At 28.9% G+C, this 22,707-nt stretch carries 19 protein-coding genes; 15 read left to right on the top strand and 4 right to left on the bottom strand.

The annotated features are described in order from the left end of the window. Nucleotides 1–27 precede the first annotated feature (27 nt). The 8 genes from AB0T67_RS07070 (at nt 28) to AB0T67_RS07035 (ending at nt 9,968) form a co-directional block, all read left to right on the top strand. A complete protein-coding gene (locus AB0T67_RS07070; RefSeq protein WP_369219730.1) occupies nt 28–948 on the top strand; it encodes a tryptophan 2,3-dioxygenase family protein in 921 nt (306 codons plus the stop codon). Nucleotides 949–1,052: 104 nt separating this feature from the next. Beyond that, nucleotides 1,053–1,829 (top strand): DUF3108 domain-containing protein, encoded by a 777-nt coding sequence (locus tag AB0T67_RS07065; RefSeq protein WP_369219729.1) that lies wholly within the window; start codon nt 1,053–1,055, stop codon nt 1,827–1,829. Between the two features lie 91 nt (nt 1,830–1,920). After that, on the top strand, nt 1,921–3,180 hold the full coding sequence (locus AB0T67_RS07060) for a peptidoglycan DD-metalloendopeptidase family protein (protein ID WP_369219728.1): 1,260 nt from the start codon (nt 1,921–1,923) through the stop codon (nt 3,178–3,180). A 22-nt stretch (nt 3,181–3,202) separates the two neighbouring features. After that, nucleotides 3,203–4,771, top strand: coding sequence for a glucose-6-phosphate isomerase (gene pgi / locus AB0T67_RS07055; RefSeq protein WP_369219727.1), 1,569 nt, complete (start codon nt 3,203–3,205; stop codon nt 4,769–4,771). Between the two features lie 138 nt (nt 4,772–4,909). Next, nucleotides 4,910–7,636, top strand: a complete 2,727-nt coding sequence (locus AB0T67_RS07050) for a TonB-dependent receptor (RefSeq protein WP_369219726.1) — start codon at nt 4,910–4,912, stop codon at nt 7,634–7,636. A gap of 123 nt (nt 7,637–7,759) precedes the next feature. After that, nucleotides 7,760–8,170: a hypothetical protein gene (locus AB0T67_RS07045; protein ID WP_271231176.1), complete on the top strand. Its 411-nt coding sequence runs from the start codon at nt 7,760–7,762 to the stop codon at nt 8,168–8,170. 61 nt (nt 8,171–8,231) lie between these two features. After that, the gene (locus AB0T67_RS07040) at nt 8,232–8,960 is read left to right on the top strand and encodes a lysophospholipid acyltransferase family protein (protein WP_369219725.1); all 729 of its coding nucleotides are present in this window, start codon (nt 8,232–8,234) and stop codon (nt 8,958–8,960) included. Between the two features lie 27 nt (nt 8,961–8,987). Further along, nucleotides 8,988–9,968 carry an acyl-ACP desaturase gene (locus AB0T67_RS07035; protein WP_369219724.1) on the top strand — a complete coding sequence of 327 codons (981 nt, stop codon included), beginning with the start codon at nt 8,988–8,990 and terminating at the stop codon, nt 9,966–9,968. Nucleotides 9,969–10,017: 49 nt separating this feature from the next. On the opposite strand, the gene AB0T67_RS07030 is transcribed toward AB0T67_RS07035, so the two are convergent. Beyond that, nucleotides 10,018–10,803 (bottom strand): nitrilase family protein, encoded by a 786-nt coding sequence (locus AB0T67_RS07030; RefSeq protein WP_369219723.1) that lies wholly within the window; start codon nt 10,801–10,803, stop codon nt 10,018–10,020. 76 nt (nt 10,804–10,879) lie between these two features. Between AB0T67_RS07030 and AB0T67_RS07025 the strand changes: the two genes are divergently transcribed. Next, a complete protein-coding gene (locus tag AB0T67_RS07025) occupies nt 10,880–13,645 on the top strand; it encodes a PD-(D/E)XK nuclease family protein (protein ID WP_369219722.1) in 2,766 nt (921 codons plus the stop codon). A gap of 12 nt (nt 13,646–13,657) precedes the next feature. Here AB0T67_RS07025 and AB0T67_RS07020 read toward each other — a convergent pair whose 3' ends face one another. Continuing rightward, nucleotides 13,658–14,080, bottom strand: coding sequence for a molybdenum cofactor biosynthesis protein MoaE (locus AB0T67_RS07020; protein ID WP_369219721.1), 423 nt, complete (start codon nt 14,078–14,080; stop codon nt 13,658–13,660). A 118-nt stretch (nt 14,081–14,198) separates the two neighbouring features. On the opposite strand from AB0T67_RS07020, the gene AB0T67_RS07015 reads away from it, so the two are divergent. The 3 genes from AB0T67_RS07015 to AB0T67_RS07005 all read left to right on the top strand — a co-directional run bounded on the left by AB0T67_RS07015 (nt 14,199) and on the right by AB0T67_RS07005 (nt 18,811). After that, a complete protein-coding gene (locus tag AB0T67_RS07015; RefSeq protein ID WP_369219720.1) occupies nt 14,199–15,386 on the top strand; it encodes a phosphoglycerate kinase in 1,188 nt (395 codons plus the stop codon). A gap of 51 nt (nt 15,387–15,437) precedes the next feature. After that, nucleotides 15,438–16,478, top strand: coding sequence for an NADP(H)-dependent aldo-keto reductase (locus tag AB0T67_RS07010; RefSeq protein WP_369219719.1), 1,041 nt, complete (start codon nt 15,438–15,440; stop codon nt 16,476–16,478). 149 nt (nt 16,479–16,627) lie between these two features. After that, nucleotides 16,628–18,811: a DUF5723 family protein gene (locus AB0T67_RS07005; RefSeq protein WP_369219718.1), complete on the top strand. Its 2,184-nt coding sequence runs from the start codon at nt 16,628–16,630 to the stop codon at nt 18,809–18,811. 97 nt (nt 18,812–18,908) lie between these two features. On the opposite strand, the gene trpS is transcribed toward AB0T67_RS07005, so the two are convergent. Continuing rightward, the gene (gene trpS, locus AB0T67_RS07000) at nt 18,909–19,877 is read right to left on the bottom strand and encodes a tryptophan--tRNA ligase (protein WP_369219717.1); all 969 of its coding nucleotides are present in this window, start codon (nt 19,875–19,877) and stop codon (nt 18,909–18,911) included. Between the two features lie 114 nt (nt 19,878–19,991). Between trpS and AB0T67_RS06995 the strand changes: the two genes are divergently transcribed. After that, entirely contained in the window at nt 19,992–20,777 is a 786-nt protein-coding gene (locus AB0T67_RS06995) for a lysophospholipid acyltransferase family protein (RefSeq protein WP_369219716.1), read from the top strand. Then, nucleotides 20,755–21,396 carry a PAQR family membrane homeostasis protein TrhA gene (gene trhA / locus AB0T67_RS06990; RefSeq protein WP_369219715.1) on the top strand — a complete coding sequence of 214 codons (642 nt, stop codon included), beginning with the start codon at nt 20,755–20,757 and terminating at the stop codon, nt 21,394–21,396. Before AB0T67_RS06995 ends, trhA begins: the two co-directional genes overlap by 23 nt. A gap of 2 nt (nt 21,397–21,398) precedes the next feature. Here trhA and AB0T67_RS06985 read toward each other — a convergent pair whose 3' ends face one another. Continuing rightward, on the bottom strand, nt 21,399–21,869 hold the full coding sequence (locus AB0T67_RS06985; RefSeq protein ID WP_369220497.1) for a CYTH domain-containing protein: 471 nt from the start codon (nt 21,867–21,869) through the stop codon (nt 21,399–21,401). A gap of 113 nt (nt 21,870–21,982) precedes the next feature. Between AB0T67_RS06985 and recO the strand changes: the two genes are divergently transcribed. After that, entirely contained in the window at nt 21,983–22,705 is a 723-nt protein-coding gene (gene recO, locus AB0T67_RS06980; RefSeq protein WP_369219714.1) for a DNA repair protein RecO, read from the top strand. Nucleotides 22,706–22,707 lie beyond the last annotated feature (2 nt).

Below are 22,707 nucleotides of genomic sequence, written 5' to 3'. Positions count from 1 at the left end.
ATAATAATTTTTATATAAAATATAAAAATGGATAAAGAAGCGCTTTTAATAGCAATAGAAGATAAGTATAAAAAATTAGATGTTCCGTTAGAAACAATGCTGGAAGGCTTACTTCATAGCAAGCCTATTACTTATTGGGATTATATTCAAACGGATGCTTTATTAGCATTACAAACTCCTAGAACAACAGAAAAAGATGAAATGGTTTTTATCATGTATCATCAAGTAAATGAATTGTTGTTTAAAATGATTTTATGGGAACTTAATCAAATATCAGAAGCTGAAGATGCAATTACTGCTGAAAAATTTTCGAAACATTTAATGCGTGTTAGTAATTATTTTGACATGCTTTGCAATTCTTTTAACGTAATGCAAGATGGAATGGATATTGATCAATATTTGAAATTCCGAACTGCTTTAACGCCTGCAAGTGGGTTTCAAAGTGCACAATATCGTCAAATAGAATTTGCATCAACAGAAATTATTAACTTGATAGATGCGCGTTATAGAGCTACTTTTGATGTAGATTCTTCGCTTGAAAATACTTATAATCATTTGTATTGGCAAGCGGCAGGAGTAAACCATAAAACAGGAGAAAAATCAACTTTAATTAAATTATTTGAAAAAAAATATAAAAAGGAGTTTATCGATTCTATAGAAAATTATAAAAGTTGTAATCTTTCTAAAAAATTTAAAGAATTACCTAAAGAAGTACAACAAAGTGATGAGTTGATAAAAGCAATGCGTCATTATGATTATACCGTAAATATAAAATGGGTGATGGCTCATTACGATGCAGCAGGAAAATATTTAGGTGGTGGCGATAAAGATTTAGAAGCAACAGGAGGAAGTAACTGGCGAAAATATATGCATCCAAAATATCAACGAAGAATATTTTTTCCTTACTTATGGAGCGAAGAAGAATTAAAAAACTGGGGTGTTTCTTAATATCAAAATAACAATAAAAAAAGACTGTTAGAATTTTAAATTCAAATAGTCTTTTTTTAGTTTGGAACAATAATTGTCTAACTATTTTCATAAGTTTGAATATTATGAAAAAACTACTATTTTTTATTTCCGTATTATTTTTGACCTCAATTACGTTTGGTCAACAAAAAGTAAAACCATTTAAAGATGGTGAATGGCTTCAGTTTAAAATGAGTTATAGTGGTTTTTTAAAAGCTGGAAATGCTACTTTATCATTAAATGAAGAAAATTTAAAAGGAAAAAAAGTAGTGCATGCAACCGCTAAAGGTTGGACTACTGGTATGATTAAATGGTTTTTTGAAGTAAATGATAATTATCAATCTTATTTTGATAAACAATCAGGAAAACCTTATTTATTTAAAAGAAAAATAGACGAAGGTGGTCATAAAAAAAATAAACACATAACCTTTAATCAGGAACAAAATACAGCTCATGTTGAGGATTTTATCAAAAAAAAAGATACTGTAATTAGTGCTGTAAATGTGCAAGATATGATTTCTTCTTTCTATTTTTTGAGAAGTTATAATACTCAAAACATGGCAAAAGGAGAAGAGATAAAAATTGATATGTTTTTTGACAATCATACGTACCCTTTTAAATTGCGTTTTTTAGGGAATGAAACGATAAAAACGAAATTTGGAAAAGTTAAAACACAAAAATTTAGACCGATAGTAAAGGCAGGAAGAGTGTTTAAAGCGCAAGAAAGTGTTACGGTTTGGATTACTGCTGATCAAAATAAAATTCCAATGAAAGTAAAGGCTTCTTTATCAGTAGGTTCACTTCGTGCAGAGTTAGATGCTTATAAAGGATTAGCAAATCCGTTTGAGATTGTTTTTGATTAAACAGAATAAGTATTTTAGTTATTGCTAAAGTTCAATAATCAATAGTTTTTATTTGTACTTTTGCGAGTACACATATTTAAATTATCTTTTTTTGAAAAAATATATTCTTTTATTATTAGCTTTTTCTCTGTTTTTTTCTTGTAAAAAAGAAGATGAAAAAAAGGTGAAACTTCCTGTTAAAATATTAAAACCAAAATCAGTTTATGCCTATGGTTTTAATTTAGATAATTTTAAAATAATTAATGATACTATAAAAAAAGGAGAAAGTTTTGGTGTTATTTTAGATAGACATCATGTTATGTATCCTAAAATAAATCAAATAGCAACAACTATTAAAGATACTTTTGATGTTAGACGTATCCGTTCAGGTAAAAAATATACAGTTCTTACTTCAAAAGATTCTTTAGAAAAAGCACGTGTTTTTATTTATAAACATAATAAAGTAGATGCAACAGTTATAAATTTTAATGATTCTGTTGTATCAGCTTATAAGGTTCATAAAAAAATAACAACTCTTGAAAAAGAGGTTACAGGTAAAATTTCATCAAATTTATCAGTAACGATGGATAGTTTAGGTTTAAAAGCATCTTTAACAAATAAAGTTGCAGATATTTATGCTTGGACACTTGATTTTTATAATTTAAAAAAAGGAGATAGTTTTAAATTAATTTATGATGAAAAATATATAAATGATACTACTTTTGTTGGTTATGGAGCTATAAAAGCAGCTGTTTTTAATCATAAAGGAGAAGATTTATATGCTTATAAGTTTGTTGGAGATTCTATTACTAAAATTCCTGAATTTTATAATGAAAAAGGAGATATGCTTCGTAGAGCATTTTTAAAATCACCTATTAAATTTCAATATAGAATATCATCACGTTATAATTTAAGAAGAAAAATTGCCCTTTATGGAAGAGTTCGTCCGCATAAAGGAACCGATTTTGCTGCAAAATATGGTACTCCAATAATGACAACCGCAAGCGGAACTGTTGTTGCTTCTGCAAGACGAGGTGGAAATGGAAATTATGTGAAAGTTCAGCATAATACTACTTATACAACACAGTATTTACATATGAAAAAAAGAAAGGTAAAAGTAGGTGATTATGTAAAACAAGGTGACATAATAGGTTGGGTAGGTATGACAGGAAATACTAGTGGACCTCATGTTTGTTATCGTTTCTGGAAAAATGGTAAACAAGTAGATCCGTTTAAACAAAAATTACCTACAGCTGAACCTTTAGACGCTAAAATTAAACCAAAATATTTTGAGTTTATAAAGCCATTAAAAAGAAAATTAGATGTTATAACTTTATCTGAAAAAGATACAGTTTATAATTCTTCCAATTAAAAAAATTAGCTACACATTAATTATGCCTTTACAAAACATTAATCCGACTCAAACCGAAGCTTGGAGTAAATTAACAAATCATTTTAAAGAAGCTAAACTGTATGAATTTAAAGAACTTTTTCTTAAAGATAAAAATAGAAAAGAACGATTTTCTATTTCTTTAGATGAACTAGTTGTTGATTATTCTAAAAATCATATAACTCAAGAAACAATTGATTTATTGATTTCTTTAGCAGAAGAATCAAAATTAAAAGATGCTATTGATAAATATTTTTCAGGAGACAAAATTAATGTAACTGAAGAAAGATCTGTATTGCATACAGCTTTAAGGAGTAATTCTACTACAGCTGTTTTAGTTGATGGAGAAAATATAAAACCGAAGATACAAGCTACACTAAGAAAAATGGAAAACTTTAGTAATAAGGTTATTTCTGGTCAATGGAAAGGGTATACGGGAAAAGCAATTACTGATATTGTTAATATAGGTGTAGGAGGGTCTGATTTAGGACCGAGTATGGTGGTAGAAGGGTTACAGTTTTATCGAAATAAACTAAACTCACACTTTGTTTCAAATGTAGATGGAGATCATGTGTTTGAAGTTTTAAAAAAACTTAATCCAGAAACTACTTTATTTGTAATTGTCTCAAAATCTTTTATGACTGATGAAACTATTACAAATTCAAATACTATTAGAAAGTGGTTTTTAAAATCGGGAAGAGTTACTGATGTATCTAAACATTTTGTAGCGGTATCATCTAATATTGAAGAAGCAATAGATTTTGGAATTAATGAAGAGAATATTTTTCCAATGTGGGACTGGGTTGGAGGTAGGTTTTCATTATGGTCAGCAGTAGGACTTTCTATTAGTTTATCTATCGGATATGATAATTTTAAAGAATTATTAAATGGAGCAGAAAAGATTGATGAGCATTTTAAAACTACTGATTTTGATAAAAATATCCCTGTAATATTAGCTTTATTGGGTATTTGGTCTAATAATTTTTTTAAATCAGAAACTGAAGTAATTTTACCTTATAGTCAATATTTATATAAATTACCAGCTTATTTGCAACAGGCAATTATGGAGAGTAATGGAAAAAGTATTGATAGAAATGGTCAAGAAATTAGTTATCAAACAGGTGGTGTTATTTGGGGAGGTACTGGTACTGATATTCAACATGCTTTTATGCAGTTATTACATCAAGGAACAAAACGAATACCTGCAGATTTTATCGGTTTTGAAGAATCTTTACATGGTTTAATAGATCAACATAAAAAATTAATGGCTAATTATTATGCTCAAATGGATGCCTTAGCTTATGGTAAGACAAAACAAGAAATACATTTAGAGTTAAAAGTAGCAAATAAATTAGATAAAATAAATCAATTATTGCCTTATAAAATATTTGAGGGTAATCGACCAAGTAATTCTCTTCTCTTTAAAAAATTAACGCCAAAATCGTTAGGAATGCTTATTGCAACCTATGAACATAAAATTTTTACACAAGGTGTTATTTGGAATATTTATTCATATGATCAGTTTGGAGTAGAGTTAGGTAAAGAACTAGCAAAAAAAATGTTAATTAATTAGATAAAATATTTTAAAAAAAACAGCTTTATTTCTTTTTTTTAGTTAAGTCATAGTTAAAAAAGTTAACACTAAGTTAATATTTATAAAGTGTAAAAGGAACACCTTTGTACTTGCATTTAATAACAATTTAGATTTAAAATGAAGAAAATTAAAAATGTTTTATTAGTGGTAATGTTCTTTGTAGCAGCTACAGTTTTAGGACAAACAAAACTTACTGGAAAAGTAATTGACGAAACAGGTGAACCATTACCTGGAGCTAGTGTTGTAGTTAAAAAAACTACAAACGGAACTGCAACTGATTTTGACGGAAAATTTCAATTAAATACAAAATCAAATTCAGGTGTTATTATTGTGTCTTTTATAGGATATGTTAATAAAGAGTTGACTTATGCAGCTTCGAATGGTAATTTAGGAACTATTAAATTAGCTCCTTCAAATGTTTTAGATGAAATTGTAATTATTGGTAAAGGAGTTATTGATTTAGCTGGAGGTAGAAAAACACCAGTTGCAGTTTCTACAATTAAAGCTGCTGAGATTCAAAAAAAGATAGGAACTCAAGATATTACCATGACTTTAGTGAATACACCTTCTGTATATGTCGCTGGACAAACTGGAGGTTTTGGAGATTCAAGAATTGCGGTAAGAGGTTTTGGACAAGATAATACTGCATACTTATTAAATGGACAACCAATTAATGGTATGGAAGATGGTAAAATGTATTGGTCGAATTGGTCAGGAATTAACGATATTGCAGAAGCAGTACAGATTCAAAGAGGTTTAGGAGCTTCTAAATTAGCTATTTCTTCTGTTGGAGGTACAACAAATTTTGTTATTAAAACAACAGGTAAAAAAGAAGGTGGTTATGTTTCTGGTGCAATTGCAAATAATCAGTACTATAAAACTACAGCTTTTTATAATTCAGGAGTAAATGATAAAGGGTTTGCGGCTTCAGTAATGTTATCTCATTGGCAAGGTGATGGTTATATGGATGGAAATAAAGGAGAAGGACAAACTTATTTTATTTCTTTTGGATACAAACCAAATGAAAAACATAATTTCAACTTCTTATTAACAGGAGCTCCACAACAACATGATCAAGCTTTCAGTGAAAAAATTGAAACATATTTAGAAAAAGGTACAAGATATAATAGTAATTGGGGTACTTATAAAGGAGAATATAAAACTGAAAGAAGAAATTTTTATCATAAACCTATTGCTAATATTAACTGGGATTTTAATATTAATGAAACATCAAACTTATCTACAGTACTTTATGCTTCTTGGGGACGTGGTGGTGGAACAGGAGGTAGAGGTAATAAAATAAAAACTGATTCTGGAAATGTTGATTATGATGCTATTTATGCTAAAAATGCAACAGCTTTAAACGGAGCAGGAGGACTTTATGCTGCCGGAAATGGTTATGCTACCAGAGCTAGTATGAATATGCATGATTGGTATGGTATGGTATCTAATTTTGAAAAAGAACTTTCAGAGAACTTAACATTCAATTTTGGAGTAGATTTAAGAACTTACCACGGAAAACACTATAGAACTATTGCCGATTTTCATGGTTTAAAATCTTGGCAAGAAAATATTCAATTATTAGATCATACAATAGAAGGACATCCTAAAGTGGGGTCTTACGGAGATTATAAAAATGTAGTAGTTACAGAATCTTATGCTGCAAATCCTTATCAAGCTTTATTTAATTCTTATGATAAAAAACAAAGAATAGCTTGGGATTACGATGAAACTATTTCATATATGGGAGCATTTACTCAATTAGAGTACGCAACAGATAAATTTTCTGCATTTTTCCAAGGAGCAATTTCAAATCAATATCATGATAGAACAGATTATTATCAGTATGCTGATCAATCATTAGTTGATGGAACTTCTTCACAAGCTACAGGTGATTTACCAAGTCATATAACAACTGATGGTACAAAAGCTGAACGTGTTGAGAATTTAGGATATAACGTAAAAGGTGGATTAAGTTACACTATTAATGAAGCAAATAAAGTTTACGTAAACTCAGGATATTATTCAAGACAACCATATCATGATAATATTTATTTAAATTATTCAAATTACGTAAACCCTGCAACAGAAAATGAAAAAATATTAGGTATCGAAGCAGGTTATGCATATAGTTCTTCTAATTTTTCAGCAAATTTTAACTTATATAGAACTTCATGGAAAGATAGAGTAACTTCTGCAAGTAAAATTGTTGAAGATGTTTTACAACTTACAACAAATTATGGAGTAGAACAATTACATCAAGGGGTTGAAGTTGATTTTACATATAAGCCAATTGAAGATTTAAAAGTTAAAGGATTCGGTTCTTATGGAGATTGGAGATATAAAGGAAAAGGATTGACACAGGTTGTTGATGAGGATCAAAATTTAATTGATACAGGAGAGGTTGATTATGATGGAGGAGAAGTAGGCGATGCTGCTCAAACAACTCTTGGATTAGGTTTAGATTATAGAATCACTGAAAATTTATCAGTTGATACTGATTACCGTTATTATGATAGATTGTATGCTAATGTAGGAGCTCAAAAAGAAAACTTACAATTACCTTCTTATGGATTACTTGATTTAGGTATATCTTATCATTTACCTTTAGCAACCGAAACTCAAAGTATTGATTTTCGTTTTAATGTAAATAATGTTTTAGATACAGAATACCTTTCTGAATTACAGTCAAGTATTAAGGCAGATGATTTGATTGATTCAGATGATGCTTCTAAAGGAACTTATAGATCAAATAACATGTTACATAACGGAATTGCTACAGCAAATAAAGGTTTCTTCGGATATGGTACAACTTGGAACTTTAGTCTTAAATATAATTTCTAATAATCAGTTTTTTATTAAATATTATTATATAATAAAATTTTTAAAACCACCTCAATTGAGGTGGTTTTTTTATGCATAAAATTCACTAAATTTGTCATCAACAAAAACTAACACAAACACATCATGATTAAAACATTACACTCTTATTGGGCATATATAGTCGTAGCCGTATTGGTTTTTACGGTAATAAATGCGATTGTAGGATTAGTTCAGAAAAAAGAATTTACACACAAAGAGTTTCGTTTAGGCTTATTTAGTTTAATAACAACTCATATTCAATTATTACTAGGTTTTTTAGTATACTTTGTTGGAGGTTTTCAAAAAGGATTAGGAGATATGAAAGATTCTAGCGTAAGATTACTTGCTTTAGAGCATCCATTAATGATGATTATTGCTATTGTATTAATCACCATCGGATGGTCAAAACATAAGAAACAAGTAAAAAGTGAAACCAAATTTAAAACCTTTGCTATTTTTTACGGAGCAGCATTAGTACTAATATTATCAAGAATTCCTTGGAGCAATTGGTTTTAATTGAAAAATATACTCCCGCTATCGCGGGATTTTTTATTTTTGCAAACATTAAATTATAATAATGAAGCTTTTAAGTTATATCATCTCATCTATATTTGCGGTAGTTTTCTTTTCACTACTATTAATATTTCATCCTATACAATGGTTAGGACTGAAGTTGTTTGGTCAAAAAGGACATCAGAATGTTGTAAATATTATGAATTGGTTTTTAATTCAATCATTATTAGTTTTAGGAGTTCGTGTTCAAGTAGAAAATGAGCAAAAATTACCAGAAAATACTAGTTTAATATTTGTATCAAATCATCAAAGTACTTTTGATATATCGCCTATTATTTGGCATTTTAGAAAATACAATCCTAAATTTGTATCTAAAAAAGAATTAGGAAAAGGTATTCCAAGTATTTCATTCAACTTAAGACACGGAGGAGCTGCTTTAATTGATAGAAAAGATGCAAGACAAGCATTAACTGAATTGGCTAGTTTTTCAAAAAGAATAGAAAAAAATAATTGGTCTGCTGTTATTTTTCCTGAAGGAACAAGAAGTAAAACAGGAGTGCCTAAATCATTTTCACCAAATGGTTTAAAAATGATTACAAAATACAATCCTGAAGCATATGTTGTTCCGTTAACAATTAACAATTCATGGAAAGTATTTAAATACGGGAAATTCCCATTAGGATTAGGAAGTCCTATAAAAATTATAACACACAAGCCAATAAAATTAGATGGTTTACCGTTTAATGAGTTGATAGCTAGTGTGGAAAGTACTATTAAAGAATCAATTTTATAATCACTTATAAAATATAATTATATATTTATGTCAATACAAAATATCCGAAAGGAAGTTATGAAAACGCTCGAAAAGAACATCGATATTTTCGTAGATAAGTTTTTAATCCCTGCTGAAAAAATTTGGCAACCAACTGATTTTTTACCAAATTCACAACAAGATACTTTTATTTCTGAAGTAGAAGAAATCAGAGAATTATCAAAAGAATTAGATGATGATTTTTGGGTTGTATTAGTAGGAGATACTATTACTGAAGAAGCTTTACCAACTTATGAATCTTGGTTATTAGATTTAGACGGAGTTACACAACACCCTGACAATGGCTGGGCAAAATGGATTCGTGCTTGGACGGCAGAAGAAAATCGTCATGGAGATGTTTTAAATAAATATTTATATCTTTCAGGAAGAGTAAATATGCGTGAGGTAGAAATTACAACACAACATTTAATTACTGATGGATTTGATATTGGTACAGCTAGTGACCCTTATAAAAACTTTGTATATACAAGTTTTCAAGAGTTAGCAACTTATATTTCTCATTTAAATGTAGGAAAAATAGCAAAGAAACATGGCCATAAATCTTTAGCAAAAATGTCTAGAATTATTGCTGGAGATGAAATGCGTCATCATTTAGCATATACCGAGTTTGTAAAACAAATTTTTGCTATTGACCCTAGTGAGATGATGTTAGCTTTTCAACACATGATGAAACACAAAATTGTAATGCCTGCATATCATTTAAGACATTCTTTTGAAGCAAAAGGAAGTTTATTTGATGATTTTTCGACAGTAGCGCAAAGAGTAGGTGTATATACTGGTTTTGATTATGTAGATATTCTTAAGAAATTAAACGAAGCTTGGGAAATCGATAAAATTACAGGTTTAACACCTGAAGCAGAAAAAGCCCGTGATTATTTAATGAAATTACCAGCTAGAATGTATCGAATTACAGAACGTATTACAGTTCCTGATACAAAGTTCGAATTTAAATGGATGATTCCAGCATAAATAAAAAACAATTAAAAAAGCAACCTTAGGGTTGCTTTTTTATTAAAAATTAGTTAAAAACAATAGTATCTTTATCATTTAAAAATCCAAATTTATTACGGATTTTATTTTGTTCTTCTTTATTTAATTCGATGTGTAAAGATATTTCTTTACTGTTATTATTTTTATCGATACAGTTTCCAAGCATATCATAACAAACAGAATTTCCATTATATTCATGTCCATTGGCATCAATTCCAATTCTATTTACACCAATTGTAAAACTTATATTTTCAATTGCACGAGCTTTTAATAAAGTGTCCCAAGCGTCAATTCTTGAAGTTGGCCAACTTGCTACGTATAGTAATAAATCGTAATTTTCGGTGTTTCTTGCCCATGCAGGAAAACGCAAATCATAACAAATTAACAGACAAATTTTCCAATCTTTGTAATTAACAATATTTTTTTTAGTTCCAGCGGTAAATATTTTCTGCTCGCCAGCAAGGGTAAATAAGTGTTTTTTATCATAAAAATCAATCTTACCTGAAGGATGTACAAATAATAATCTGTTAAAATAAAGTTCATTTTCTTTGATAATAATACTTCCTGTAATGGCGCATTTTTTTTCTTTTGATATTTTTTGCATCCAAATAATGGTATCACCATTCATGGTTTCAGCTAATGAATTTGGATTCATAGTAAAACCAGTTGTAAACATTTCAGGCAAAATAATTAGGTCTATATCCGAAGAAAGTTTATTTATTTTTTCTTGAAAATTTTTTCTGTTTTCTTTCGGATTTTCCCATACAATATCAGATTGTACAAGTACTGTTTTAAGTTTATTATGAGTATGCATTATTCAAAAAATGAAGTGGTTATTCTTATCAAAAATAAGATAAAATTTGTACTTTGGGTTGATTAAAAAAAAAGCTATGAATTCGTTTATTTCTGAAACTTTAGAGGCAATTTTAGAAACCACTAAATCATTTGAAGATGTTGTATTTATTCTTCCTTCTCAAAGAGCAGGAGTGTTTGTAAAACAAACATTTAAAGATAAAATTTTTGCAGGTTTTTTGCCTGAAGTTATTAATATTGGAGATTTAGTTGAAGATATTTCTGAAATTACAAAAGTAGATTCGGTACAATTATTATTTCATTTTTATACGATTTATAAAGAAGCAGAAGAAAAACCAGATTCGTTTGATATATTTTCTACTTGGGCTTTTACTGTTTTGACCGATTTTAACGAAATCGATCAGCATTTAATTGATCCGACTAAAATTTTCGTGTATTTACGAGATATTCATCGCTTAGAAAAATGGTCGGTAAAAGGAGAATTTAAAGAAACAGAATTGATAAAAGATCATTTTTCTTTTATAGAAAGATTAGAGAAGTTTTATACAGTTTTTTATAAGTTTTTACTTGAAAATGAAATAGGTTATCAAGGAGTTTTGTATCGCGAAGCAACTAAAAAAGTTGTGAGTTTTCTCGAAAAAAATCAACATAAAAAATATTTTTTCATCGGATTTAATGCCTTAAATACTGCCGAAGAATTCTTGTTTCAAGCTTTTTTATCCGAAGGAAATACCAAGGTATATTGGGATGTAGATAAATCATTTTATCAAACAAATCATCAGGCGGGAAGTTTTCTTAGAAAGTATAAGAAAAACTGGAAATTTTATGAGAAAAACACAGGGAATAAGTTAGAAACAATCAAGAATTATTTTGCTGAAACCAAAAATATTCAAATTATAGGTGCTTCTAAAAATATAACACAAGTAAAACATGCAGGTGAAATTTTAGCAAAATTATCAAGTCATAACAATACAGCTTTGGTTTTGGCTGATGAAACTTTATTACCGATTACCCTAAATTCACTGCCAGAAAGCGTGAAAGCAATCAATATTACTATGGGATATCCGTTAAAAGATATTCCTACAACTACTTTAATTTTCGCTATTTTTCAGTTGTTTAATAATCAAGAAAAATTACAAAAACAAACCGAAAATTTATTTTATCATAAAGATGTGGTTCGTTTTGTAAAAGATGCATCAATATATAAATTATTACAAATTAATGAACTTGAAAATATAGCAGAAATTATTTCATTAGCTATTGTTAAAGAAAATAATACATTTATAAGTCGTGCTAAAATTAATGATTTTTTAGTGCCTTTAGATGATGAAATTAAAGAAATTATTGGGCTTGTTTTTTCAAAATTTTCAACAATATCAGAATTTTTATCAAGAATATTACAGTTAATAAATGTTTTAAAAGATAGAGCAAACGATTTAGAAAAAGAATATTTATTCCGTTTTTATACGGCTTTTACGCAATTACAAAATTTACATAACGAGTTTAATTATGTACAAGATTTAAAAACGTTACATCAGTTTTTTAAACAATTAATTCAATCTGAAAGTTTATCATTTCAAGGAGAACCACTTCAAGGATTACAATTAATGGGAGTTTTAGAAACCCGAATGTTAGATTTTGAAAATGTAATTATTACCTCGGTAAATGAAGGCGTATTGCCTGCAAGTAGTCAGCAAAACACGTTTATTCCTTTTGATGTGAAAATTGAATTTGGGTTGCCTACTTACAAAGAAAAAGATGCGCTTTTTTCATATCATTTTTTCAGATTATTACAACGAGCTAAAAATATTTTCATCCTATATAATACAGAACATGATGTTTTTGGAAGTGGTGAAAAAAGTCGTTTTGTAACACAATTAGAAATGATGCGAAATGATATTACCGAAAAAACAATCAGTCCTAAATTAGTAACATCACCTGTAAAATTAAAAGAGATTAAAAAAGATGAAAAAGCTTTAGAATATTTGAGAGAACTTGCTCAAAAAGGAATATCTCCTTCGGCTTTAACTAATTATTTATACAATCCGATAGCATTTTATAAGCAGAAAATTTTAAAGATAAACGAGTTTGAAAATGTTGAAGAAACCGTTGCTTCAAATACGATGGGTAACGTAGTTCATGATGTTTTAGATGCGTTGTATAAACCGTATGTTGGTGCGTTTTTATCAGTTGCCGATATTGATAAAATGAAAGTCAAAACAAAAAAATTAGTAGTTTATTATTTTTCAGAACATTTTAAAAATGGAAATATTACTACAGGAAAAAATAGATTGATTTTTGAAGTAGCAAATCGTTTTGTCGAAAATTTTTTATCCAAAGAAAAAGAACTGTTAAAGGATGAAAATAATCGCCTGAAAATTATAGGAGTAGAAGATTTTTTATCAACTGAAATTATGGTTGAAGGAATTGATTTCCCTATAAAAATACACGGAAAAGTAGACAGAATAGACGAGTTAAATGGCGTTATTCGAATTATAGATTACAAAACAGGAATGGTAAATTCGGCTAACTTAAAAGCTTCTGATTTTACGAATATTCGAGATATAAAACATCATAAAGCAATTCAAGTAATGCTGTATGCTTTTTTATATACTAAAAATAAGAATTTTGATTTTTCGAAGAATTTAGAAGCAGGAATTATATCTTTTAAAAATTTAAATAATGGATTTTTGAAGATGAATTTTTCACCTAAAAGAGGAGGTGTTGATAACTTAGTTACAGAAGAAAAATTAGCAGAATTTATGGATGAAATAAAAATGTTTTTAATCGAAATATATAATCCTGAAGTTGATTTTATTGAACCAGCAGATTTGCCTTATTAAATATTTTATTTGCTAAGGATGTGCATTTACCCAAACTTCCCCATCTTCAAAATATTCTTTTTTCCAGATTGGTACGGTTTCTTTTAAGGTATCAATTGCAAATTGACAAGCATCAAAAGCAGCATTTCTGTGCGGAGAAGAAACAGTAATAATTACAGGAATATCTTTTATCTGTAGTAAACCTTCTGCATGATGAATGGCTATTTTTTTGATGCTAAATTTGGCTAAGGCTAACTCAGCTATTTTTTGCATTTCTTTAATTGCCATCGGTTTGTAAGTAGAAAAATCTAATTGAGTTACGTTTTTATTTTGGGTTGAATTTCTAACAGTTCCAACAAAACAGGCAATTCCACCGCAAGCAGAATCTTCTACAAAATCATAACATTCTTGTAAATTTAGTTTTTCTGAAGTTACTTTTATATAAATTCTATTCATATCAAATAATAAGCATTCACAAATATATATGTTTGAAAAGTTAAATAGTACAAACGAATAAGATTTAAATAATTATTTTTGTAACATAAATATAAGACGATACTTTTTAATAAAAAATATGAAAACACTAAACGATTTTAATTTCGAAAATAAAAAAGCATTAATCCGTGTAGATTTTAATGTGCCTTTAAATGATGCATTTGAAGTAACAGACGCTACCCGAATTCAAGCAGCAAAATCAACAATTATCAAAGTTTTAGAAGATGGAGGTAGTTGTGTATTAATGTCGCATTTAGGAAGACCAAAAGGAAAGGAAGATCAATTTTCATTACGTCATATTATTGCCGAAGTAACAAAAAATATTGGCGTTCAGGTTAAGTTTGTAAACGATTGTATTGGTGATGAAGTTGCTGATGCTGTAGCAAATTTAAAAAGTGGAGAAATTTTATTGTTAGAAAACTTACGTTTTTATCCAGAAGAAAAAGCAGGAGATGTTTCTTTTGCTGAAAAATTATCAAACTGGGGAGATATTTATGTAAACGATGCTTTTGGTACGGCACACAGAGCGCATGCTTCTACGGCTGTAATTGCTCAGTTTTTTACTAATAACAAATGTTTTGGTAATTTATTAGCTACTGAAATTGAAAGTATTGATAAGGTTTTAAATGATTCAGAAAAACCTGTAACAGCTATTTTAGGAGGTGCAAAAGTATCATCTAAAATTGGAGTTATTGAAAATATTATTGAAAAAGTAGATCATATTATTGTTGGTGGTGGAATGACTTTTACTTTTATAAAAGCTTTAGGTGGAAACATCGGAAATTCATTAGTTGAAGATGATAAATTAAGTTTAGCATTGGCTATTTTGAAATTAGCAAAAGAAAAAAATACAGAAATTCACTTACCTGTAGATGCTGTAATTGCTGATGCTTTTTCTAATGATGCAAACATTCAAGTTGTTGATACTACAAAAATTCCTGAAGGATGGATGGGACTTGATTGTGGACCAAAAACTTCTGAAAATTTTGCAGTAGTAATTGCAAAATCTAAAACTATTTTATGGAACGGACCTTTAGGTGTTTTTGAATTAGAGAATTTTTCAAAAGGTACTATTGAATTAGGAAATGCTATTTCAAAAGCAACTGAAAACGGAGCTTTCTCTTTAGTTGGAGGAGGAGATTCTGTAGCCGCTGTAAAACAGTTTGGTTTTGGTGATAAAGTAAGTTATGTTTCTACAGGTGGAGGTGCAATGTTAGAAATGTTAGAAGGAAAAACATTACCAGGGATTGATGCTATTTTAAAATAAGCTATCTTTTAAGTGTAGCTAAAAAATATTAATATTAATCAAATTGATAAAATGAAATATACAACACTACCAAATACAGATATCAAGGTTTCTAAAATTTGTTTAGGAACAATGACTTGGGGAAATCAGAACACAGAAACTGATGGACACGAACAAATGGATTATGCTTTAGAGCAAGGTGTAAATTTTTTTGATACTGCCGAATTATATTCAGTTCCTGCAACTCCTGAAACTTACGGAGCAACGGAAAAAATTATAGGTTCTTGGTTTAAAAAAACAGGAAATCGTGATAAGGTAGTGTTAGCAAGTAAAATTGCTGGTGGTGGCGATTATACCAAACATATTCGTACTAGCGGATTTACAAAACAAAATATTATTGATGCCGTTGAAGGAAGTTTAGGTCGTTTGCAAACCGATTATTTAGATTTGTATCAATTACATTGGCCTTCTCGTGGCGTAAATTGTTTTGGAGTGCGTGATTATCCGTATAAAACATCGGCAAAAGAAGCTGAAAATCATTTAGAAATTTTAGAAACTTTAAATGATTTAGTAAAACAAGGAAAGATAAAACATATCGGTTTATCAAATGAAACTCCTTGGGGAACAATGAAATATTTGCAAACCTCTGAGCAACATAATTTACCAAAAATGAGTACAATTCAAAATTCGTATTCGTTAATTCATAGAGGTTATGAAGTTGGAATGAGCGAGGTTTCTATGCGTGAAAATATCGGTTTATTGGCATATTCGCCATTAGCACAAGGTGTTTTATCAGGAAAATATTTAGAAGGAAATCTTCCTGAAGGCGCACGAGGAACATTATTTCCAAGGTTTATAGCACGTTATATGAATGAAGGTTCATTAAAAGCAGTTTCAGAATATTTTAAAATTGCAGAGAAACATGGTTTAACACTTGCTGAATTATCATTAGCATATATTAATCAATTACCTTTTGTAACAAGTAATATTATTGGAGCTACGAAAATGCCTCAGTTAAAAGAAAATATCAATTCTATTAATATTGATTTATCCGAAGAAATTTTAATCGAAATTGAAGCTGTTCATGCTTTAATTCCGAATCCTGCGCCTTAATAATTACAGTTTTAATAGATGAAAAAATCCGAAGTAATTATTACTTCGGATTTTTTTTTATTCTAGTAAATTTTTCTAGTTTAGAATTCTATTAATAAAGGTGTGATTGAAATATAATGTATATTTTTGCTTCAAAATTTAAAATAAAAATGAAAAAAATAGGACTATTCGGATTTCTTTTATTTAGTAGTTTAGTTATGAAAGCACAATCTTATGTTGGTTTTCATTCTGATAACTATAATGGTGTACACAGTGTAATTTTTAATCCTGCAAATATTGTAGATTCTCGTTTTAAAACCGATATCAATATGGTATCAGCAAGTTCATTTGTAGGTAATGATTATTTTGCTGTTGATTTTGGTAAAATAGGTAGCAATAATTTTGATGAAGATAAACATACTGTCAAATCACCAACAAATAATAATAATTTGTTTGCTAATATAGATGTTATGGGACCTTCATTTATGTTTAACATCAATAAAAATAATTCGATAGCTATTTTTACTAGAGCACGATCGGTTGTAAATATAGCTGAAGTAAATGGTGAACTTTTTGATGAATTGAGTAATGATTTTGATCAAAATAAAGACTTTAATATTAATGAAGGAGACTTCAGTGGAAATGCTCACGCTTGGGCAGAAGTAGGTATTTCTTATGCAAAGGTACTACTGAATAATGAACAACACTTTTTAAAAGGAGGTTTATCATTAAAGTATCTTCAAGGTTTAGGATTTTATAGTGCTCAAGGTAATAATGTTAATTTTGACTATGATTTAGATGGAACTGTTTTACCAAATGGGCAAACTACTGGATCTATTGATTCAGAAGGGTCAGTATCTTATTCAAGAAGTAGTAATTTAATTGATGATTCAGCAGATTTTGAAATTGTTGATGGCGCTACTAGTTTTGGTGCTGATTTTGGTTTTGTATATGAATGGAGACCTGATTATAAAAGTTATGAAACAAGTAATAAAAGTGGAAAATCACTTAATTTTAAAGATAAAAATAAATATAAATTAAAAGTTTCATTATCGGTTACTGATATAGGAGGAATATCTTATAAAGCATCAGAAAACAATAATTATAATTTATTAGGATTTAATATTAATGAAGATACTTTTAATAGTTATGATGATTTAGAGGCTGTTTTAGAAAATATTTATACAGAATCAAACACAATAGAAGATATTCGTATTTCGCTTCCAACAGCTTTACATACTGCGGTAGATTATAATATTAATAATAAATTTTATGTAAACTTAAACTATGATGCAAGTTTAAGAAAAGTTACAGAAAATGCCAATAGTATTGCAAGTAGTCTTACGTTAACACCACGATTTGAATCAAAATGGTTTAGTTTTTATTCTCCTATCGGAATTAATAAATACAGTAGTTTTTCATGGGGAGCAGGACTTCGTGCAGGTCCTTTATTTGTTGGTTCTGGATCTGTTTTATCAAATTTAATTTCAAAAGAATCTAAAGCTGCAGATGTATATATCGGTTTAAAAATCCCTATTTATCAAGGAAAATTAAAAGATAAAGACAAAGATGGTATTTTTGATAAATTAGACGAATGTCCTAAGCAGGAAGGTCCTATTGAAAATGATGGTTGCCCTTGGAAAGATACAGATGGCGATAGTGTTTTAGATAAAGATGATGCTTGTCCAAACAAAGCAGGAATACCTGAAAATAAAGGTTGTCCTTGGAAAGATACAGATGGCGATACAGTTTTAGATAAAGATGATACTTGCCCAGAATTAGCAGGAACACCTGAAAATAATGGTTGTCCTGATACTGATAAAGATGGAATTTCTGATGATAAAGATGTTTGTAAAGAAGTTGCAGGACCTATAGAAAATAAAGGTTGTCCATGGGCTGATACAGATAAAGATGGTGTTGCTGATAAAGATGATAAATGTCCAAATGTAGTAGGTTTATTAGAAAGGCAAGGATGTCCTGAGGTAGTAATTACTAAAGAAGCAAAAGCTAAATTAGATGAATTTGCAAGAGCTATTTATTTTAACTCAGGTAAAACAACTTTTAAACAAGGAGTTACATCAAAATTAGATTTAATGGCTAAAATTATGCAAGAATATGCTACTGCAAAATTTAACATTGAAGGACATACAGATAGTGTAGGTTCAGCAGTAACGAATCAACGTTTTTCTGATAAAAGAGCTAAAGCAGTTTTAGATTATTTAGTGAAAATAGCAGGAATTAAAGCTGATAGATTAACCTCTGTAGGTTATGGTGAAAACAATCCGATTTCAACAAACAAAACAAGAACAGGAAGAGCAGAAAACAGACGTGTAGAAATAAAATTAGTAAAATAATTATAACATTTTACTTTATAAAAAAAGCCTTGAAGAAATTCAAGGCTTTTTTAGTTTATGATAATAGATTTAAAACTATTACTTTGAGATAGTAAAATTAATATCCTATTTTTTTACGAACTCTTTGTAAAACATCAGTAGCTACAGTTCGAGCTTTTTCGGCACCAATTGCTAATGCTTCATCTATTTCATTTCTGTTTTCCATATAGTGTGCATATTTTGCACGAACTTCAGCAAACTCTTCAATAATTAGTTCGTATAATGCTTGTTTTGCATGACCGTAACCATAATTTCCACCTTCATAATTAGCACGCATTTCAGTGATTTGAGCATCCGAAGCTAATAATTTATAAATAGCAAAAACATTATCTGTATCAGGGTTTTTAGGTTCTTCAAGGGCTTTACTATCCGTTTGAATTCCCATTATTTGCTTGCGTAATTTTTTATCTGCTAAGAAAATATTGATGAAATTATTTCTTGATTTACTCATTTTTTCACCATCAGTACCAGGAACTAATTTGGTGTTTTCATTAGTTTTTCCTTGAGGTAAAACTAAAGTTTCGCCAACAGTATTGTTTATTCTACTAGCTACATCACGAGCCATTTCTAAATGTTGTAATTGGTCTTTTCCTACGGGAACAATTTCAGCATCGTATAATAAAATATCGGCAGCCATTAACATCGGATATGTAAATAAACCACTATTTACGTCTGATAAACGGTCAGATTTATCTTTAAAACCATGTGCCAATGTTAAACGTTGATACGGAAAATAACAACTCAAATACCAAGATAATTCTGTTACTTGAGGAATATCACTTTGACGATAAAAAACAGTTTTGTTGATGTCAATTCCACAGGCAAGCCAAGTAGCAGCAACACTGTAAGTGTTTTCTCTTAATTCGTTTCCATCTTTAATTTGGGTTAACGAGTGCATATCTGCAATAAAAATATAAGATTCATTTTTAGCATCGTTCGCCATTTCAATAGCTGGTAAAATGGCACCTAATAAGTTACCTAAGTGCGGAGTTCCTGTACTTTGTACTCCTGTTAAAATTCTTGACATATGGTTGTTTTGAAAAATTATGTAAGCAATCATAACGATTGCTAATACGACTTGTATACTAGCAAAAATAAGCTTAAAATTGTTCAAACAAAAGAAATTACTACATTCGCATATATGAAATACATACTTTTTCCTTTTCGATTAATTTGGCGAATCTGGTTTTATCTTCTGATGATTGTTTCAGTGGTTATTATATCTCCTTTTGTATTGGTTCTTTTATCCGATGAAAAATATTACGGTTCTTTTTGGAAATTGATGAGAGCTTGGTCATTTTTCTTAATTTACGGAATGGGTTTTAGGCTCAAATTTGAAAGACAAGAAAAATTAAATCCTGATAAAAGTTACATATTTATAGCAAATCATACTTCATTATTAGATCCTTGGATAATGATTGCATCTAGCAAAAATCCTATTTTATTTGTAGGTAAAATTGAATTAACAAAATTACCATTGTTTGGTTTTTTCTATAAAAAAGCTGTGATTACTGTTGATAGAAAAGATCCAAAAAGTAGAAGAGAAGTATATGGTCGCATAAAAAAAAGATTAGATACAGGCTTGAGCATTGCCATTTATCCTGAAGGATTAGTTCCTACCGAAGATGTTGTTTTAGCTCCTTTTATGAATGGTGCGTTTAATTTAGCGATACAATATGAAATGCCAATTGTACCACAAGTATATTTTGATGCAAAACGCTTATTTTCTTGGAATATTTTTAAAGGACATCCAGGGGTTTTTAGAGTAAAACAATTACCGTTTATACAGGTTGAAGGTTTAGTATTGAAAGATAGAAAAGTTTTAAATAAACAAGCTTTTGATTTGTTAGAGAACGAATTATTAAACGATAAACGATATATGAAAGATACTAACAGACCAAGTAATGAGCGAGAAATTAAATCATAATTATAGGAATACCGAAGAGAAATTAAATGTTTTAACGCATGGTTTTGGTTTGTTATTATCAATAATAGCGTTGCCTTTTTTAATTTTAAAATCGGTAAGTTATCAAGGGTTTTGGGAAGTTGCTAGTTTTAGTATTTTTGGTTGTAGCTTGATTCTTTTATATGCCGCTTCAACTTTTTATCATGCAGCTAAAAACGCTAAAATCCGCCGAAGGCTTAATATTTTTGATCATGCTGCAATTTACGTGTTAATTGCAGGAAGTTATACGCCGTTTTGTTTGGTAGTATTGCCGGAAAAAACAGGCTGGTATTTGTTTGTTTTTGTATGGTTATTTGCCTTAATAGGTGTTGTTTTAAAGCTTTTTTTTACAGGGAAATATGATAAATTATCAACAGCTTTATATTTGATAATGGGCTGGCAAGTTATCTTTTTAATAAATCCATTAATAGAAAACTTACCATATAACGGCTTATTTTATTTAATTGCAGGAGGCGTTTTTTATACGGTAGGCGCTATTTTATATTCGATTAAAAAAGTGCCTTATAATCATGCTATTTTTCATGTTTTTGTGCTTTTAGGAAGTTTTAGTCATTTTTGGGCAATTTATAAATATGTGTAATTTTACCACTTAGAAAATGGAAGTTTACTTAAATTCGAATTATAATATTTTACTGTTCCTGTAACTTCTTTTCCTAGCCAATTTGGTTTTTCAAAAAGTTCATTTTCTTCGGATAATTCTATTTCGGCAACTACTAAACCTTTATTATCACCTAAAAAATCATCGACTTCATATATATGATTATTTGATTTTACTAAATAACGATATTTTTCAATAATTCCTTTTTCGCATAAATTGAATAAATCTTGAGCTTCTTTTAAAGGAATCTCTTTTTCCCATTCAAACCGAGTCGTTCCGCTTTTGTTTGATGCGCCTTTAATAGTTAAAAAACCGCTGTCATCTTTTATTCGAACTCGGACAACACGTTCTTTTTTAGAGTTTAAAAAGCCTTGTTTTATATAGTTTTTTTGATAAGCTACTTGTTTATAAGTATCGGAATTTACTAAGAATTTACGTTCAATTTCAAAAGTCATCATAAAATTTATAAGAAGTTAAATCATATTTGTACGAATGTATCATTTTTGTTGATATTATTAAATATCTTTGAAGATATATTGTTCTTATTCATTTTTAAACTTTTAATTTAATGGCATTAATTACAACAAAAGCAATTGTTATTAGTGCGTTTAAATACGGAGATACTAGTTTAATTGTAAAGTGTTTTACTTTTGAAGACGGAATTCGTTCGTATATGATAAGAGGCGTGTTAAAATCGAGAAAAGGGAAACTTAAAAAAGCCTATTTTCAACCACTTACACAGTTAATTATTGAAGCAAATCACAACAATAAAAGTGCATTAAATTCGATAAAAGAAGCGCAAGTTATTCATCCTTATGAAAATATTTATACTTCGGTAATAAAGCAATCTATTGTACTTTTTTTATCAGAAATACTTTCAAGTATTATTAAAGAAGAAGAAAAAAATGAAGTGTTATATGAGTATATTGAAACAAGTTTAATTTGGTTAGATACTCATAATACTGTTGCTAATTTTCACTTACTTTTTTTGTTGAATTTATCAAGATATTTAGGTTTTTATCCAGATGTTTCTAAAGCTCATAAACCTGCTTTTAGCTTACTTGAAGGACAATTTACAGATGCAACTTATGAAAAATTATTACTTACAGGAACTGAATTAATTCTCTTTAAAAAATTATTAGGTTTAAATTTAGATGAAATACATACTATTTCCTATCATAAAAGCGAAAGGCAAATAATCCTTAGAGCTATAATTAGATATTTTGAATTACATTTGGAAGGTTTTAAAAAGCCAAAATCATTAGATATTTTAGAAACCGTGTTTAGTTGATC

It is taken from the genome of Tenacibaculum salmonis, assembly GCF_041053065.1.
Classification (GTDB): Bacteria; Bacteroidota; Bacteroidia; order Flavobacteriales; family Flavobacteriaceae; genus Polaribacter; species Polaribacter pacificus_A.
The sequence above is the reverse complement of the archived record's forward strand: the minus strand, read 5'-3'. Positions and strand labels throughout refer to the sequence as shown.

Coding starts and splice junctions, on each gene's coding strand:
- AB0T67_RS07045 (WP_271231176.1), top strand. CDS start 7,760: ATGATTAAAACATTACACTCTTATTGGGCATATATAGTCGTAGCCGTA.
- AB0T67_RS07010 (WP_369219719.1), top strand. CDS start 15,438: ATGAAATATACAACACTACCAAATACAGATATCAAGGTTTCTAAAATT.
- AB0T67_RS07025 (WP_369219722.1), top strand. CDS start 10,880: ATGAATTCGTTTATTTCTGAAACTTTAGAGGCAATTTTAGAAACCACT.
- AB0T67_RS07040 (WP_369219725.1), top strand. CDS start 8,232: ATGAAGCTTTTAAGTTATATCATCTCATCTATATTTGCGGTAGTTTTC.
- recO (WP_369219714.1), top strand. CDS start 21,983: ATGGCATTAATTACAACAAAAGCAATTGTTATTAGTGCGTTTAAATAC.
- pgi (WP_369219727.1), top strand. CDS start 3,203: ATGCCTTTACAAAACATTAATCCGACTCAAACCGAAGCTTGGAGTAAA.
- AB0T67_RS06985 (WP_369220497.1), bottom strand. CDS start 21,869: ATGACTTTTGAAATTGAACGTAAATTCTTAGTAAATTCCGATACTTAT.
- AB0T67_RS07015 (WP_369219720.1), top strand. CDS start 14,199: ATGAAAACACTAAACGATTTTAATTTCGAAAATAAAAAAGCATTAATC.
- AB0T67_RS07050 (WP_369219726.1), top strand. CDS start 4,910: ATGAAGAAAATTAAAAATGTTTTATTAGTGGTAATGTTCTTTGTAGCA.
- AB0T67_RS07005 (WP_369219718.1), top strand. CDS start 16,628: ATGAAAAAAATAGGACTATTCGGATTTCTTTTATTTAGTAGTTTAGTT.
- AB0T67_RS07035 (WP_369219724.1), top strand. CDS start 8,988: ATGTCAATACAAAATATCCGAAAGGAAGTTATGAAAACGCTCGAAAAG.
- AB0T67_RS07020 (WP_369219721.1), bottom strand. CDS start 14,080: ATGAATAGAATTTATATAAAAGTAACTTCAGAAAAACTAAATTTACAA.
- AB0T67_RS07030 (WP_369219723.1), bottom strand. CDS start 10,803: ATGCATACTCATAATAAACTTAAAACAGTACTTGTACAATCTGATATT.
- trpS (WP_369219717.1), bottom strand. CDS start 19,877: ATGTCAAGAATTTTAACAGGAGTACAAAGTACAGGAACTCCGCACTTA.
- trhA (WP_369219715.1), top strand. CDS start 20,755: ATGAGCGAGAAATTAAATCATAATTATAGGAATACCGAAGAGAAATTA.
- AB0T67_RS06995 (WP_369219716.1), top strand. CDS start 19,992: ATGAAATACATACTTTTTCCTTTTCGATTAATTTGGCGAATCTGGTTT.
- AB0T67_RS07065 (WP_369219729.1), top strand. CDS start 1,053: ATGAAAAAACTACTATTTTTTATTTCCGTATTATTTTTGACCTCAATT.
- AB0T67_RS07070 (WP_369219730.1), top strand. CDS start 28: ATGGATAAAGAAGCGCTTTTAATAGCAATAGAAGATAAGTATAAAAAA.